General features: G+C 32.6%; 15 protein-coding genes and 1 other annotated feature. All 15 genes read right to left on the bottom strand.

Translation table 11 applies throughout. From position 1 onward, the window contains the following. Window positions 1-8: 8 nt before the first annotated feature. The 15 genes from H9L18_RS04430 to H9L18_RS04360 all read right to left on the bottom strand — a co-directional run bounded on the left by H9L18_RS04430 (window position 9) and on the right by H9L18_RS04360 (window position 17,465). Window positions 9-1,523, bottom strand: coding sequence for a flavocytochrome c (locus tag H9L18_RS04430; RefSeq protein WP_126790639.1), 1,515 nt, complete (start codon window positions 1,521-1,523; stop codon window positions 9-11). Between the two features lie 109 nt (window positions 1,524-1,632). Next, a complete protein-coding gene (locus tag H9L18_RS04425; RefSeq protein ID WP_126790641.1) occupies window positions 1,633-2,259 on the bottom strand; it encodes a bifunctional 2-keto-4-hydroxyglutarate aldolase/2-keto-3-deoxy-6-phosphogluconate aldolase in 627 nt (208 codons plus the stop codon). A gap of 10 nt (window positions 2,260-2,269) precedes the next feature. Beyond that, the gene (gene hxlB, locus H9L18_RS04420) at window positions 2,270-2,812 is read right to left on the bottom strand and encodes a 6-phospho-3-hexuloisomerase (protein ID WP_126790643.1); all 543 of its coding nucleotides are present in this window, start codon (window positions 2,810-2,812) and stop codon (window positions 2,270-2,272) included. Then, complete coding sequence (locus H9L18_RS04415) at window positions 2,796-3,434, bottom strand: orotidine 5'-phosphate decarboxylase / HUMPS family protein (RefSeq protein WP_126790645.1); 639 nt, start codon at window positions 3,432-3,434, stop codon at window positions 2,796-2,798. The genes hxlB and H9L18_RS04415 overlap by 17 nt, the downstream gene beginning before the upstream one ends. After that, window positions 3,431-4,396: a sugar kinase gene (locus tag H9L18_RS04410; protein ID WP_126790647.1), complete on the bottom strand. Its 966-nt coding sequence runs from the start codon at window positions 4,394-4,396 to the stop codon at window positions 3,431-3,433. Before H9L18_RS04410 ends, H9L18_RS04415 begins: the two co-directional genes overlap by 4 nt. 21 nt (window positions 4,397-4,417) lie before the next feature. Beyond that, the gene (locus H9L18_RS04405) at window positions 4,418-5,689 is read right to left on the bottom strand and encodes a gluconate:proton symporter (protein ID WP_126790649.1); all 1,272 of its coding nucleotides are present in this window, start codon (window positions 5,687-5,689) and stop codon (window positions 4,418-4,420) included. A gap of 15 nt (window positions 5,690-5,704) precedes the next feature. Beyond that, complete coding sequence (locus H9L18_RS04400) at window positions 5,705-5,950, bottom strand: hypothetical protein (protein WP_126790651.1); 246 nt, start codon at window positions 5,948-5,950, stop codon at window positions 5,705-5,707. Between the two features lie 3 nt (window positions 5,951-5,953). Continuing rightward, window positions 5,954-6,688, bottom strand: coding sequence for a sugar phosphate isomerase/epimerase family protein (locus tag H9L18_RS04395; RefSeq protein WP_126790653.1), 735 nt, complete (start codon window positions 6,686-6,688; stop codon window positions 5,954-5,956). A gap of 183 nt (window positions 6,689-6,871) precedes the next feature. Further along, window positions 6,872-7,861: a LacI family DNA-binding transcriptional regulator gene (locus H9L18_RS04390; protein WP_187559358.1), complete on the bottom strand. Its 990-nt coding sequence runs from the start codon at window positions 7,859-7,861 to the stop codon at window positions 6,872-6,874. 149 nt (window positions 7,862-8,010) lie between these two features. Continuing rightward, complete coding sequence (locus H9L18_RS04385; RefSeq protein WP_126790657.1) at window positions 8,011-9,435, bottom strand: 6-phospho-beta-glucosidase; 1,425 nt, start codon at window positions 9,433-9,435, stop codon at window positions 8,011-8,013. A gap of 11 nt (window positions 9,436-9,446) precedes the next feature. Then, entirely contained in the window at window positions 9,447-11,372 is a 1,926-nt protein-coding gene (locus tag H9L18_RS04380; RefSeq protein WP_126790659.1) for a beta-glucoside-specific PTS transporter subunit IIABC, read from the bottom strand. A gap of 110 nt (window positions 11,373-11,482) precedes the next feature. Then, window positions 11,483-12,340, bottom strand: a complete 858-nt coding sequence (licT, locus tag H9L18_RS04375) for a BglG family transcription antiterminator LicT (RefSeq protein WP_126790661.1) — start codon at window positions 12,338-12,340, stop codon at window positions 11,483-11,485. A 204-nt stretch (window positions 12,341-12,544) separates the two neighbouring features. Continuing rightward, the gene (pepT, locus tag H9L18_RS04370; RefSeq protein ID WP_126790663.1) at window positions 12,545-13,771 is read right to left on the bottom strand and encodes a peptidase T; all 1,227 of its coding nucleotides are present in this window, start codon (window positions 13,769-13,771) and stop codon (window positions 12,545-12,547) included. A 9-nt stretch (window positions 13,772-13,780) separates the two neighbouring features. Next, window positions 13,781-15,439: a peptide ABC transporter substrate-binding protein gene (locus H9L18_RS04365; protein ID WP_185847386.1), complete on the bottom strand. Its 1,659-nt coding sequence runs from the start codon at window positions 15,437-15,439 to the stop codon at window positions 13,781-13,783. Window positions 15,440-15,502: 63 nt separating this feature from the next. Further along, window positions 15,503-15,726, bottom strand: a binding site (T-box leader). A 74-nt stretch (window positions 15,727-15,800) separates the two neighbouring features. Further along, window positions 15,801-17,465 carry a peptide ABC transporter substrate-binding protein gene (locus tag H9L18_RS04360; RefSeq protein WP_126790667.1) on the bottom strand — a complete coding sequence of 555 codons (1,665 nt, stop codon included), beginning with the start codon at window positions 17,463-17,465 and terminating at the stop codon, window positions 15,801-15,803. Between the last annotated feature and the right edge of the window lie 44 nt (window positions 17,466-17,509).

The following is a 17,509-nucleotide window of genomic DNA, read 5'->3' as shown; positions in this document are numbered from 1 at the left end:
TTTTTTAATTATTTAATAAATTCTGATGCTTGTTTACCTGATTGACGACCAAACACAATAATATCTCCCACTGAGTTACCACCGATTCGGTTTTCACCATGTAAGCCACCTGTTAATTCACCAGAAGCATATAAACCTTTGATTGCTTTTCCATCTTTGTCTAACACTTCTGTTTTATCATTGATTTTCACGCCACCCATTGTGTAATGAATACCTGGTGCTATTTTTATCGCATAAAAGTCAGCTTTTTCTAATCCGTTATCCATACCAGTTTCACGGTTAAATTCTGAATCTTTTTTATCTGCTACTGCTTTATTCCAAGTATCAACTGTTTCTTTTAATGTTTTAGCATCCATATCAATTTCTTTCGCTAAACCTTCAACCGTATCTGATTTTTTAACAAAACCTTGTTTTTCATAAAAATCAATTGCTTTAACACGTTCTTTAACGCCTGCATCAAAAATTAAATAAGAAGATTTTTCTTTTAATTTATTTTCAGCAGCAGAAACATTATCACGTGTATCCATTTCATTTACAAAACGTTTTCCTTCTTGAGAAACTAAGATTCCGCCTTCACCACGAACAGCTTCACCAATTAAGATTCCTTTATCTTGTTGAACAGTTGGATGGATTTGAATTTGATCCATATCCACTGTTTGTCCACCAAGTTTTTCAATCATCTTGATACCATCACCAGTACTGCCTTCTGAGTTAGTTGTCACATAACCTTTTAATTCAGGTTTTTCTTTTTCTAACATTTCAGGGTTAGCACCATAACCACCTGTTGTGACTACGACAGCTTTACTTTTAATTTCTTTTTCTTTTTTGTCAATTTTAACTTTAACACCGTCTACAGTATTATCTTTTTCAGTAATTTCAGTTACATCAGCATTTACAAAAATAGGAATTTTCTTTTCATGAACATTTCTTAGTAAGCCATCTACTAAATAACCACCTACTGCTGAACCATCTTCAGGACGGTGAGTTCTTTTTTCGCTCATACCACCAGTGATCGTTAAGTTATTTAGTTTAATTCCCATACCATCTAACCAATCAATCGCATCTGCCGAATTATCCACATAATAACGTAATAGCTCTTTATCGTTTGTTCCATGACCACCTTTTAAAGTTTCTTCATAGAATTTATCATTACTATCTTTAATTCCTTGATCTTTTTGGAATTTTGTTTCTGAAGCATTCATTCCACTTGATGATTTTAAGGTATTACCACCTGCAACTGGCATTTTTTCTAAAATAACGGGATTTTTTCCTTCATCCTTAGCTTCAATAGCGGCTGCCATTCCTGCTCCACCAGCACCAACAATAACAATGTCATATTCATCCTTTAATTCTTTAGGATCAGTGTAGCCCTTTTCAGATGCGCCTGTTGTTACCTCTGAGCTTGAGCTTTCTGTTTTTTTCGTTTCATCTTTTTTAGCTGTCTCTTTTCCACCGGCACAACCTGCCAAAAGAAACATGACTGCTAAACTAGTTGTCACAGTTTTTAACACTTTGTTTTTCATTGTTATTCTCCTTTATTGTGATTATTTGAACAATAAAAGTTTACAACAGTTTTTTTGTGAAATCAACCTTTTTACGTATTTAAATTCACAAAGTTTAAAGATTTTTTTCTTATTTACTTAATTCTTTTAATTTTTCAATATATCGTTGAGCCATCAAAGTAGTATCATTTTTAGTATCCGTCAGTTCTCCACCTACACTAACTACTTCTGCACCTGCTTGAAACCAATCTAATAAATTCTCACTATTAACTCCACCACTTGGCATAATAGTCACCTGCGGTAGTGGTGCATGAATAGAAGAAATAATAGTTGGTTCAAATTGATTACTTGGAAATAACTTAACGATATCCACTCCAGCTACTAGAGCATTTTTCATTTCATTTACAGTCATACAACCCGGTATATAGGGAATCTGATATAAGTGGCATAAAGAACAAACCTCTTCATCAAATACAGGACTCACAATAAATTCAGCACCAGCTTGAATGGATAAGAGAGCTGACTCTTTATCCAAAACAGTTCCTGCACCAATAATAGATTCTTGATTTTGGTACTCTTGTTTTAAACAAGTAACTATTTCTAAAGCATTGGGTGTCGTTAAAGTTACTTCAATCCCCTTAATTCCACTCTCCAACAATTTACGACTAACATCTAGAGCTTCACTTTTTTTACTACCTCTTATAACAGCAACAATTTGAGCATTTCTTATTTTTAACAATCGATTAACACGTTCCATTTTTATTCCTCTATTCTACGTTAACATGTCCTTTAAAAGCATCTTCGTTAGATGTATGATCTCGATTCGCAATTTTTAACGCTAAGGCATCCAGAGTGATATGGACTGTTTGATCAAATAAAGAAGACAACAACTGGATAGATTTAATACCTGCTCCTGTTTTAGTTGCTCCTGGAACCACAATCACACTATCAGCTAATTGAGCTAACTCAGAATGACGATTACTTGTTAGAACAACGATACTTAAACCTTTTTCTTTGGCTATTTTAGTGTCTGCAATAATGCCTTTTGTTGTTCCTGAACCTGAAATGGCAACCCAAGTGTCACCAGATTGAATGGAAGGCGTAATAGTTTCTCCCATGACATAATCGGTGTAACCAATATGCATCAAGCGCATAGCAAATCCTTTTCCTTGAAAGCCACTTCTTCCAGCTCCAGTAACAAAAATTCTTTTATTTTTATCAAAATAAGGTAAAGCATTGTCTAATTCTTTTTCATCAATTAAACTCATCACTTCATTTATTTCACTCATTATATTAGTTACTACGTTCATTCTTTAATTCCTCCATAAATTTACTTGCTTCTTCTACAGCATTTTTAGATTTCGTAATATGAGAACCAACAACAATGATTTCAATTAACCCTTGTTGATTTAATTCTTTTGCTTGAGTTAAATCAATTCCACCTGCAATAGCAAGCCTTTTTAATTTTGGAAAAGACTTTTGAAAAGTTGATATTGTCTCCAATACATGCCAATCATTCACTTTATCAATTGAATGATGTAAACAAAAAACAGCTTCCTCAAACTCTTCTAACTCTTTTATTTTTTCTTCATTAACTTCTAGTAAATCAATCATCATTGTCTTTTGGTATTCGCGACTAACTTTATAACAAGCTCTAATGGTTTCAATGGAGGATGCTCCCATAACGGTTAAAACATCCCCACCAAACGTAAAACCTTGTTTAAATTCATAAGCACCTTCATCAATAGTTTTCAAATCAATTAATAAATCACTTTCACTTAAAGCATTTCTTATTTGCTTGATCCCTTCTATACCATAATCTTTAACCAGAGATGTGCCCATTTCAATCAAATCAACTTGCCCATCCAATCTTTTAGAAAGATTAACTGCCTCTTCTAGACTGACTCTATCAATTGCAACTTGTAATTTCATCGAACAACCTCTTTACTAGATTCTAAAAATTTTTGCAACTCTTCTATAGTAGGGTAACCATCATTATCTCCAGGACTTTGGACCGCTAAAGCACCTGTAGCATTCGCTCTAATAACAGCCTCTTTCATGCTTTCCCCATCCATTAAAGCACTGATTAAACCTGCTGCAAATCCATCTCCTGCGCCAACTGTATCTACAACTTGTTCAACGCTAAAGCCTGGAACAGTATAACTTTCGCCATCTCTATGTTTAACAAATGCTCCCTCTTCTCCTAATTTAACAATAACCACTTGAGTTGCCTTCCCATTAGCTAAGTAAAAATCAGCTATTTCCTCAGGATCACGACTTCCCATTAAAATTTCACCTTCATTAATACCTGGTAAAATAACATTGGCATGGCTTGCAAGTTCATTAATCGTTTCAATCATCACTTCTTTACTTTTCCATAGTTGAGGTCTTAAGTTCGGATCAAAAGTCGTCATTATCTTATGTTCCTCTAATAGTTCAACAAAATAACGAAAACTTTCTAAGGCTTCTTCTGAAATAGCAGGAAAAATACCTGAAAGATGAGCAAATTTAGTTTCAGAAAAATCAATTTTATCTAAGACACTTTTTTCAAAATGAGCTGCTGCTGATCCTTTTCTAAAATAATGGATACTTGGATCTCCTTGGCTAACACGGTCTTTTAATTGAAAAGCTGTCCAATAATCAGTCGTTTCTGAAATATAATCTGTTCCAATTTGATTCTTTTTTAATTCATCAATGATAAAATCTCCAAAAGGATCTTTTCCTAATGCTGTAATATATTGTGTACTATGTCCATATCTTGAAACACCTACAGCCACATTAACTTCTGCACCTGCTAAAAATTTTTGAAAATGTTTTGCTTCTTTTAAACTTTTATCTACTTCTTCTGAACCAAATAAAGCAATTGGTTCTCCTATTGTTAAAAATTCACTCATTGTTTTTTCCTCCATTTATTTTTATAGTAAAAAGTATGCTGCAAACAGATTAAGAACTGTGGCTATCCAAGCCCAAGGTAAACCTGTTAATAAGAAAGTTTTTGTATCTAATTCTGCATATTGTACCGACCATAAATTCCATGACTGAGTAATACAAGCTGAGATTCCCATCATAGATGGAACAACTAACAAACCATATAAAAAGTATTGATCAAACATGCCTGTTCCAACTAAAATAGCCGCTGTTGCTGCCCCTGCTCCGTAAAGCATTAACGGACCTCTAAAATAAGAAAGTGGTGCAATGATAGCTACAATGATAATGAGGACTAACTTGCTGCTTGGTAAAACAGCTTGGAAGAAGTCTGTAAATCCTGACATAGCATGAATAGCGGCTGCTTGAAACATCGTTAAAACAAATAACATAATCAATAAGCCCGCAATATCACTAATCGCATGTTTAGCGGTTTCATTCATACTCGTTACAAATTTGGTATACGTTTTCATATGTCCAGTTGCAAAAAAAGCAATGACAATAGATAAGAGTAACGCAGGAACGGCATCCCATTTAGCAAAAATACTTAGCAGTACTGGTAAAACTGGTAAGATGTAAGTCCACTTAGAAACTTCTTGAACGGTATCACTTTGTTCACTCTTAACAATCACAGGTTTACCATTTCTTATTTTTTTAGCATTAAATAGAATAAATAAAACCACAATGACCATTTGAATTGCCATAGCAACAAAACCAAATCTTTGGTAATGAATTCCCCATTCTACCTTAGGAAAGAAAACTTGAAATTGGACAAATAAAACATTGTTAACATACATAGCTGCTCCTATTGATAAAGTAAAAATAGTAACAGCGATATTTTTAGGAACTCCTATTGAAAACATAATTGGTAAAAGAATAACTCCTACAGCAATTGCAGAACCAACACCATAAGAACTCGTAAAAATAAGTGCAATAACTAGTGCAATCAGAACAGTAGCTAAAACTGGACTTTTTTTACCAACTATTTCCGTTTTTCTACTAATACTTCCAGCAATTCCCGTATCAACTAAAACTCGTCCAAACCACGAACCAAAAATAATGTAAGCCGCTGTTTTACCATAATTAAGAACTGGTTCGGTAAATATTTCTTTGATGGCTTGATTGAAAGGAACTTGTCCAATGACTGTCCACAAAACAGCCATGACAAAGAATCCAACTGTTAAATTGCCACCTTTCATGGCATAAATAATAAAAATAACAAAAGTTAAAACCAATAAAATTCCTGTTATAGCACTTGTCATCTTTAACTCTCCTAACTAATATTGATTAAGTTCACTTAAAATTTTTTGATAAGTAGATCCTTTTACATGTGATGTTTCTTCAAAAAAAGTATTTTCTAAATTGTTAAATCTTTGTGCTATATAATAGGCAGTTAGATAAGCCGCAAGAGATTCTTTTGCTTTTGCTTCCATATTTTCAGTACTGACGTGTTCGTGAGACAGACTATTCATAAAATGATAAGCAAATATTTCAGGATCAATTTTAGTTTGTTTTTCCATAATCGATTACACCTCTTCTAATAATTCTTTTGCTGTAAGTATTTCTTTTGATGAACGAGTTGGGTATTCAATAGCGATTGGTACATCACTTGGCAGAATTGCTAAACAAGCTCTCCAATCGATATCTCCATGATCAAGGGGTTTTACTAATGGTTTATCTTGTTGTTTTTTAACATCTTTAACATGGATATACTTAACATATTGAGCTAATTTTTTAGCAGCTTCCGTTTCGTCTTCTTCTACAAACGGCCAATTACCTAAATCATAAACATAACCAATGTTAACCCCCACTTTAGTTACCGCTTTCATAAATGCTTCAATAGCTTTAATTTTTCCTGATAACTCAGTTTGATCATTTTCAATATTAACTTTGATGCCTTGATTAGTTAAAACTGTCAGTTCAGTTAACTCTCCTTTGAAATTTTCAAAGTCTCCAATATTCCACTTAATATGTTTTGCACCAAAAGCTTTGGCTTCTTCTAAATAAGTTTGTAAATTAGTATTTATTTCTCCCTGTTTAAAAACTTCATCTGGAACACTATAAAATAACTCTAAATCAAAATTGTTAGCTAGTTTTTTGATATCAATTGACTCTTTTTCTATGTTAGAAAAATACTCTCTTCTTACTTCAAATTGATTAAAACCTAACTTGATTCCCTCTCTGATTAAGTTACTTTGTAAGTTTCCTTTTTTTACTTGTTCATCAAACACTAGTAGGTTTAATACTATATTACTCATCATTACAACACCTTCCATCATTTGGTTAACCGGTTTCCTTAATTAGATAGTAAACCGGTTTCCTAAAACTGTCAAGCCGTTTCTTTTTAAAAAACACTCTGAAAAATCAATAAAAAAAAAAGCCTCTAGGAAACCGTTTCCCTAAAAGCTTGTTTCTTCTATTTTTTTATTATTAAATAACAAAAATTATAATGAATTTCTTAATTGAATATCAGCTGGAACAATAAAAGTTTCGATGACAATCGGTTCATCATCTAGATACGATAGTATTTTTTTCCCACTTTCTTCTCCAATTAATTTCGTTTTTTGTTCGACACTAGTAATTCCTGGACCTACTAATGCTGATAAATTCCAATCATCAAAACCAACAATTCCTATATCTGATGGAATTTCTATCTTTTTTGTCACCAAGATTGTTAGTATATCCATTAGCATGCGACCATTGGAAGCAAAAATAGCTATTTTTTTCGTAGAGTTAACTAACTCAAATAAAACTTGTTCTAAATCTAATTTTTTATCAACTTCTATTAGTTTTACTTCTTTTTTATTTTCTAAAACTTTCTCTTTAACAGAATTATATCTTACTTCTCGCGTAATAATATCTTTTAAAGGTTCACTAATCACAACAATTTCATCATACTTCTTATCAAGAATGACCTGCACTATTTTTTTTGTAGCATCCTCATTATCTGTTGTAACCAACGGGAAAATTAAAGGCTCTACTTCCCGATCAACAAGTAAAATAGGAATATTTGCTTCTTTTAAGAAACTATAATGATTAGCATCTCTTGATGAAGCTTGTAAAATAATCCCTTCAACACTTTGATCAATTAATTTATTAAGCAATTCTTTTTCTTGTTCGATTGAATTAGCAGCATCCATAATAATCATTTGATAGCCTGCTTTACCTAACACTTCACCTATTCCCTTTAATAATAAAGATGAATACATATTAGAAATATCAGATACAACAACACCAATTAAATAGCTTCTTTTAGATTTTAGAGATTGAGCTTGCTTGTTAGGACGATAATTTAATTCTTTTATAACTGCTTCAATCTTTTCTTTTGTCTCTTGAGACATTTTTCCAAATTGACCATTTAAATATCTAGATACAGTTGTTTTTGAAACACCTGCCTCTAAGGCAACATCAGAAATTGTAATATTCTTCTTCATTTTTCATTCCTCTTATTTAATCATTAGTTACTCTATTATCCTAAAGATTAAATAAGTTAGCAACCACTTGTTTTTAATAAAAAGAGAGACTGACCTATTTAGTCAGTCTCTCAAACTGTATTTATCTAATCTACTCGGCCAAATAACTTTTATAATACAGCTCCATTTGTCTTAATGACTTGTTTATACCACTCAAAAGATTTTTTCTTTTTACGTTCATTACTGCCTGTTCCTTCGTTGTTTTGATCAACATAAATAAAACCGTATCTTTTACTCAATTCACCACTACTAGCACTGACTAAATCAATTGGCCCCCAAGAGGTATATCCCATTAAATCAACACCATCTTCATCAACAGCAGCAATCATCATTTTTATATGTTCTCTAAGATAGTCGATTCGGTAATCATCATTAATCATTCCATCAGGTTCTACAACATCATTGGCACCTAACCCATTTTCAACAATAAATAACGGCTTTTGATAACGATCATATAAGCTATTCATTGTGATTCTCAAACCTAGTGGATCGATTAACCAACCCCATTCGCTTGATTTCAAATAAGGATTATTTAAGGTTGGGAACAAATTGCCTTCTGTTGTTTCCTGAATAGCTGGATCAGCACTGATTAAACTAGAAGAATAATAAGAAAAACCAATAAAATCAACTGTATGATTAGATAATAAATCAAGAACATTTTCTGAAAAATCTAATTCAATTTTTTCACGTTCCAATCTTTTTTTGAAATAACTTGGGTAATAGCCTCTCACTTGAACATCTGTAAAAAAATAATTTTCGCGATCAGCTAATTTTGCAGCCCATACATCTTCAGGAGCACATGTATAACCATAAGTATCTCCTGCAGCTAACATACAACCTATTTGATTATTGGAATCAATTTCTTTCGCTAATTTTGTTGCTTTAGCACTTGCAATCAACTGATGATGAGCGGCTTGATAAATGGCTTGATTCTTGTTTTCTTCATCAGCTATTCGTATACCTGTTGCCATGTAAGGTGCATGTAAAATCATATTGATTTCATTGAAAGTAATCCAATATTTAACTAATCCTTTGAACCTAGTAAATAAGGTATTACAGTAATTCAAATAGAAATCAATCATTTTTTTATTAGCCCATGAACCATAATGTTCAATCAAATGTGCTGGACACTCAAAATGACTAATCGTTACAAGAGGTTCGATATTGTAATTTTGACATGTTTCAAAAACTTGTTGATAAAATTTAAGACCTTCTTCATTAGGTTCTTTTTCGTCTCCATTTGGAAAAATTCGCGACCAAGAGATAGATAGGCGGTACACAGAAAAACCCATCTCTGCAAATAAAGCAATATCTTCCTCATAATGATGATACATATCAATCGCTTTTCTACTTGGATAATACAAACCAGATTGATCAGTGAAATCAGCAACACCATTAACAATGATTTCATCTCTTAAAGGTCCACTTGGAACAAAATCCATATTTGATCTACCTCTGGATGCTTTATCAAATGCTCCTTCAGTTTGATTAGCAGCGGTTGCTCCGCCCCATAAAAAATTAGTTGGTAAACTCATCTAAATTCCTCCTAAACAATTGTTGTAATAATTAATTCTTCTTTTTCAATAGATTTTGGATCAAGAGTAATGATATCCATAAAGTCATCTGAATTCGTAATAACAATTGGTGTTTCTACTGAAAAACCAGCTGCCTTAATTTTTTCAATATCAAAGGATAAGATATGTTGTCCTTTTTCTACTTTCGCTCCTTGCTCTACAAATGTGGTAAATCCTTCACCTTCCATTTGAACCGTATCAAGACCAACATGAATCAAGACTTCAATACCACTTTCAGAAACAAGACCAATCGCATGTTTAGTTGGAAAAATCGAAACAACTGTTCCAGTAAATGGCGCATAGAGTTTGCCTTTTGTTGGAATGAGACCCACACCTTTTCCTAACAAACCTTGTGAGAATGCTTCATCTTTTATATCCGATAATGGAATAACTTGTCCTTCCATTGGGCTATAAATAGCCTGAGGTGAAGACTCGAATTTAGTTGTTTCTTTTGTTACTGTTTTTTCTACTTTAGGTGCCACTGTTTCTTCATCTTTATAAAAAATCATCGTTAAAATAAAAGCAATTGGGATAGCAATAGCCAAACCAATTAATGCAACCCAAATATCTCCCATCCCTTTTGTTTCTGGGTTAATCATGGCAGGAAATTCAAAAATACCCATACCACCAAATATATACTCTCTTAAATTAGCATAACCATAGTAAGCACCAGCAATCCCTGAAGCAATACAACTAATAATAAATGGTTTCTTTCTTGGTAAAGTAATCCCGTAAATAGCCGGTTCTGTAATACCAAAAATACCTGAAATAACTGATGATGCTGTTAGAGCTTTTAATTGTTTGTCTTTTGTTTTTAACATCATGGCAAAAACAACTGCAGTTTGAGCAAAAGTTGTCGCAAAAAATGGCATCATCACATTGTCATAACCTAGTGTAGCAATATTATTAACGTAGAGTGGAATAATACCCCAATGCAGTCCAAAAATAACTAATATTTGCCAGAAGAACCCAATAAAAGCACCTGCTAACATCGGACTGAAGCTTCTAATAAGCATCACACCTTCAGCAATTAAATTAGACGCATAAGTAGCTAATGGACCAATTACTAAGAAACCTAGAGTCATAGATATAACAATTGTTAACATAGGGACCATGAATAATTTTAAAACATCTGGAATTCTTTTCTCCAAGAATGATTGGCACTTAGCTGCTACATAAACAATAAAAATTACTGGTAAAACAGTAGATGTATAATCCATTGTTATAATAGGAATATTAAAAAATTCCATATAAATTGGTGTGCTAAATACACCTGAATTAGCAAATAAGGTATATAACGGCTTACCCGCTTCTGATAAAGCACTTAATTGAATAGCTGGATAACATAACGATAATCCAAGTAACATACCAATCATAGGTTTTAATCCAAATTTTTTAGCTGACGTATAACCTAGAAAAACAGGTAAAAACATGAATAGGACATCTGACATAGCGTTAAATAGTTGATACGCTCCACTTGTGTCAGAATAGAGCCCCATGACACTAAATAAAATATTGAACCCTTTTAACATACCTGCAGCTGACATAATCCCTAATACAGGTTGGAATACACCAGAAATAATATCGATAAACTTATCCATTATTTTTTTTGAATCACCAGACTCTACTTTTTCTGTCGATTCAGTTGAAATATTGGCTACTTTAACAACTTCAGCATAGACATCTGGTACATGATTCCCAATGACAACTTGAAATTGCCCTCCTGATTTCATGACAGTAATCACACCATCAAGTTGTTTTAAAAAGGATTCATCAGCGCTTTTTTCATCTTTTAATTTAAATCTTAACCGTGTCACACAATGAGTGAGACTATTAATATTTTTTTCCCCACCTACATGCTCAACAATTTCTTTTGCTAACTGTTCATATTTACTCATTTTAATTACCTCCATCAATTTTTATGAGTGAAGGTTTGGCCAACTTAATGTCACCATCCACGAAAAAAACAAAACACCTCTTTTTTTAATAATTTATCTTAATCAACTGATTACAAAGAATTACTGTAAACAATTCTTTGTATGTGAACAGTCAAATATAACCGTTCTTCAATTGTTAATTCATAATGATACTTCTCTAAAATAAACTCACTAATCTTATCCACACATTTTGATGCATTTCCATATTTTTCAGAAACCATTTTAAATAGTTCTGGATCTGGAGATTCTGAATGACTTGTTCCTGCTAATAATCGTTTAGAGAAGAATTTTAAGTGAGAAACAAATCGAAAATAATGCGTCGAATCTTCTGAAATTTCAATTTTAAAGAAATAGCGAATAATATTTAAAATCTCCTGAATCAAGATGGTTGTTTTATACCCTTCCGATTCAATTACATCATGTTGGTTTTCATCGATAACAGCATTAACAATATGAGTAGCAATAAATGCTGCTTCATCTTCATTCAAAGTAACACGGAAACGTTCATTGATTATCTCTAATGCGGACATTCCTATTTTAAATTCCTTAGGATAAATTCGCTTGATATCCCAAGTTAAAGGGTTCGAAATAGTTATCCCTTCTTCATACCTTCTAACACTTGAAAAAATATGGTCAGATAAAGAGATTAACAGCGTTTCATTCCATTTCTCACTAATTTCTTTTTCAACCATCTCTAAAATCTGGCTAGTTATTTCAAAATAATCAATTGGAATATCTTTCATAACATCTTGAAGTTTAAAGAAGATTTCAGAATCTGACACAGGAAAAACTTTCTCAATCACTGCTACATCAACTAAATCTCCAACTTTTTTGTTAAATGCCAATCCTTTTCCCCAAACAATTGCCTCTTCGCCAAACTGGTCATCAATCATGACTACATTATTATTTAAAATCTTTTTGATTCTCATCTTTGACTCTCCTTTTAATAAAAAAATAGACCTGGGAACACAAAGAGACTTAAGTCTGTTTCAACTTAATATGTCTTTGTATTCACACAGGTCTAGCTTGTACTTAAACAATCACTATCCATTTTTGTGATTCCCGTATTTAATTTAAATGCATTTTACTATATTAATTAAAAGTTGTCAACGCTTCCTTTTTAATAACTCTAATTATTCATTTTTACTTTCTTTCACAATTTCAATTAATGTTTGTGTCGCTGTCTCCATAGCTTCTAGTGTAATAAACTCATATTGACCATGAAAATTCTCTCCACCAGTAAAAATATTAGGTGTTGGAAGTCCCATTAAAGAGATTTTTGAGCCATCTGTTCCACCTCTAAAGGGAGTGATAATTGGTTCAATTGATAAATTTTTCATGGCTCGAATGGCAACATCAACTGATCGCTTATCTTTTTCAATAACCTCTCCCATATTGTAGTATTGATCCTTCAATTGAATCGTTATCCTAGAACGATCTAATTCTTGATTTAATTTTGCCACACTTTCCACTAAGTGCTGTTTTCTTTCTTCAAACTTAACTTTGTCATGATCTCTAATAATATAAACCATTTTTGCCTGATCTATAGTCCCACTAAAATCATGAAGTAAGTAAAAGCCTTCTCTATCTTTGGTTTTTTCAGGAACTTCATTTTGTGGTAAATAACTATCTAGTGTTTGGCCTACTTTGATGGCATTAACCATCATGCCATAAGCAGTTCCTGGATGAACACTTGTACCATCAATTTCAATAGTCGCTTGAGCCGCGTTAAAAGTTTCATATTCAAAATGACCCACACGACCACTATCAACCGTATAAGCATATTCAGCTGGAAAAGAAGCGACATCAAAAAGATCGGCTCCTTGGCCAATTTCTTCATCTGGACCAAATGCTACCCAAATATCACCGTGAGATTCATTTGGATGCGTTAAAAAGTAATCCAGCGTACTTAATATTTCAACAATTCCAGCCTTGTCATCAGCTCCTAAAAGGGTTGTCCCATCAGTTGTTATAAGTGTTTGTCCAACATAATCTTTTAAATTAGGAAACTCAGAAACTTTCATTATGATTTGTTCCTCTTCATTTAGTAAAACATCTTGTCCATCATAATTTGAATGAATTTTTGGTGTGATGTTTTCAGCACTAAAATCCGCTGTATCTAAATGAGCAATTAATCCAATGGCTGGGTATTTTTCTGAATTCTTGGGAAGGTAAGCCGTTAAAAAACCATTAGACTGATTATAATAAATGTTTAAAAGTTTCATTTGTTCTAGCTCTTCTTTTAAGATAAAAGCAAATTCTTCTTGTCCTTTTGTTGTTGGTATCGTTGAACTGTTTGCATCTGACCTTGTATTAAGTTTGACATAGGTTATAAATCGTTCGAGTAATTTTTCTTTCATTATTCTCTCCTATTTTTCTGTAACTTCTGCATTTCTTAAGAAGAAGTAACCACCATAAAGTGGGTATTCAACATGACTAATTTTAGGATTAACTAAATAGTTTGAAGCACTTTGATAAATTGGTACTTGTGCTGATTCTTGATTTAACAAAATGTCTTCTGCTTTTTTATAGTCTGCAAACTGTTTATCTGGATGATTAGCATTAATCGTTTTAGCATCAGTCACTAATTTAGTATACTCTTCATTATTAAAGTTACCATAATTGTATGAAGAATCTTTTGCGTAAAGATTGAAATAAGAATCTAATTCGCTGCTTCCAGCAATCCAACCAGATAAAGATAACTCATAGTCTTTTTCTCTTCTTGATTGATTTAAGTTATTAGCCGGTTGTAAATTCACTGAAATTTTTAGTCCTTTTAAATTTTTCTCTAATTCACTTTGAATATATTCTGATACTTTCTTACCTTGATCTGTATCTGCTGCAAGCAGCTTAATTTCAACTGTTTTTCCTACTTCTTTTTTAGCTTTGTCCCAACTTTTATTAGCTTCTTTTAAGTTATAAGTTGCAAATTCTTCAGCATATTTACGGTAATCTTCTTTTGTATCTGGGTTTTCATAAAGATTAGCAGGTACTAATCCATTCAGTGGTTTTGAACCATCTGCTAGAACATTTTCTGTTAAAGCCTTTTTATCAATGGCAAGTGAAATTGCTTTTCTAACATTCACATTTGCTAATGGAGAGCCTTCCTTTTGGTTAAAATCTAAAAAGCTATTTGAGACATCTGAAAAAGTAACATAACCGGGTAAGTCTTTATATTGAGCTACATTTTGGCCACTTATGCGAACCAAATCTAACTCTTCGCTTTCAAATAAATTGATTCCTGTATTTTCTTCTTTCAAAGTCTGAACGTCTACCTCTTTTAGTTTTACTGACTTTTCATCATAATAAGCTTCATTTTTTTCTAAAGTCCATGTATCACTTGTTCCATCCCATTTCGTTAAAACAAATGGACCATTATATAAAATTGATTCACTCGTTGTTCCATACTTATCTCCAGCTTCCTTAACAAATTTTTCTTGTTGCGGAGCTAACCAGCCGATTGCTAATACAGATAAAAAGGACGGTTGAGGATTTTCTAATTCCACTTTAAATTCAGTATCAGAAACAGCTTTAAATCCAACCTCATCAATTCCTTTTTCAGCATTTCTAATAGCTAACCCGTTTACCACATTATCAAGTAAGTAAGCATTAGGTCCTTGAGTTTTAGGATTTAACAATCTTTTCCAAGAGAACTCAAAATCTTGTGCTGTGATTTTATCACCATTACTCCATTTAGCATCATCTCTCAACTTAAAATTATACGTTTTACCATCTTCACTGACATCAATTTTCTCTGCTATCCCTGGAACTGGATTTGTTTTCTCATCAAACCGCGTTAATCCTTCAAACAAGTGTTGAACCATTGTGAATGTATTTTTATCTGTTGTTTGCGTTGTATCAAGAGTTGAGATAGGAGCCGGTGTACTAATAGCTATTTTTTGCTCAACACCAGTCTTTTGACTAGTTGAAGAACTACTTTTTTCTGTCTCCTGGTTTCCACCACAGGCGCTTAAGATAACTCCTAATGTCACAATACTGCTAAATAATATTTTCTTTTTCATTGTTATTTCTCCTTTATAGTCTTTATTAAAAATGTAAAAAAAGAAAACAAAAAAAGAATCCTCGCCCTTTTAAAGGGCAAAGATTCTTACTTTGCGACCACCTTTTTATCAAAAGCGCCTGCTTATCCGGTACTAACATACCATTGTGCGATAACAGGCACCCCCGTATAGGTTTAATTAGTCAACCTATCTGTTCAAAGGCCATTTTCCTTATTTCTTTCACTATCTCTTTTCACCAACCGAGACTCTCTAAAAGTTTCCAAAATAAGTACTTTCCTTTTCCATACATTTAAAACTCAGACCATTTATTTATTTGTTATTAGTGATAATACCAGACGATTTTCACATCGTCAACTCATTTTTTTAATTATTTTTTCATTTCTAAATATTTATACTCATAAGAAGCTCCTGCACTGTGAGCAATATAACCTTTTAAATCAGGGTTTCTCAAGTGCCCTTCAACTACTTGATAGACTGGAATAACTGCTGCATCATCTTCTAAAAGAATTTTTTCTGCATCTAAGTAATTTTTCCAACGAGCTTTTGCATCAGTTGCATTTTTAGTTCTTGCTTCATCGATTAATTTGTCATAGCTCTTACTTGAGTATTCCCCTCTATTGTAGCTATTTCCTGTTACAAATAAATCTAAGAATGAACTAACATCAGTATAATCTGCTCCCCAAGCAGTAACTACCATATCAAAATCACCTTTATCAGTTCTCTCCAAACGAATTGGTTTTGTTACCGGTGTTACTGTTGTTTTAATGCCTAACTTATCTTTAAATGAGCCTTGCAAATATTCTGCTAATTTTTTAGTTGAATCATTATCATCTGTTAAAATGTCAAACGTAATTTCTTTTGTATTTAATTCTTTTTTAGCTTTTTCTAAATAATCTTTTGCTTTTTTCTCATCGTATGTTTTATATTTTCCAGACTCATCAACAAAGTCTTTTTTAGTTTCTGGATTTAGAGCCAATTCTTTTGGTACGATACCATTAACAGCTTCTGAACCATCCCCTAAAACTGTATCAACAATAGCTTTATTATCAATTGAATAATACAGAGCTTTTCTTAAATTCAGGTTATCAAATGGAACTTTTTTACTCTTTTTATTCGTATCAATATAAACCACACGTCCATCTTTTTCACCTACAAAATTTGGATCATCTTTATATTGTTTCGCTAATTCACCTGTTACAATCACATCATCTAACTGGCCATCTTCATATAAGTTAAGAGCTGTTGACGCTTCTTTAATTACAGTCGCTTGTACTTCGCCTATCTTAACTTCTTTTTCGTCCCAATAATCTTTATTCTTTAAATATTTCCATTCAATATCAGAACCTGGGCCATCAAATTCAGCTAATGTAAATGGTCCATTATAAATAACTTTCTCACTTGTATTAAAAGCATCTTTTCCAAATTCTTCTACAGATTTTTCATTTAAAGGAAAGAAACTAGGAAAAGCCAATAGTGAATCAAAATAAGGAATAGCATGATCTAATGTAATTTTTACCTCGTGCTCATTTACTGCTTCAATCCCTAATTCTGTTGGTTCTTTTTCGCCAGCCATAATCGCTTTACCGTTTTTAACATTTTCAAGTAAGTAAGCATACTCAGAGGCTGTTTCTGGTTTTACGACACGTTGCCACGCATAGACATAATCCTTTGCAACAACTGGATCACCATTTGACCATTTTGATTCTTCTCGTAACTTAAGTGTGTAAGTTAAACCATCTTCACTTACTTCAGCCAATTCTTTTGCTCCTGCTGGTTGCGGGATATTTTTTTCATCCATTCGGTAAAAACCTTCATAAATTTGATTCATTACACCAAAACTAACTTTATCCGTTGCTTTTGCTGGATCAATTGAAGCAATTTCTTGAGGAATACCAAACTTAGCTACTTGTTCTATTTTGCCATCTTTCTTTTTGCTATCATCAGTTTTTTTTGCAGTACCGCTTGAACACCCTACCAAAAGAAGTACAGAACTCACTATGAGCATTGAACCTACTATTTTTTTATATTTCATGAAACTTTTCCCCCTTTTTTAATTATAAATGTTATCTTAAATGA

The organism is Vagococcus carniphilus (assembly GCF_014397115.1).
Classification (GTDB): Bacteria; Bacillota; Bacilli; order Lactobacillales; family Vagococcaceae; genus Vagococcus; species Vagococcus carniphilus.
This window is presented reverse-complemented; position numbering and strand designations above follow the sequence as displayed.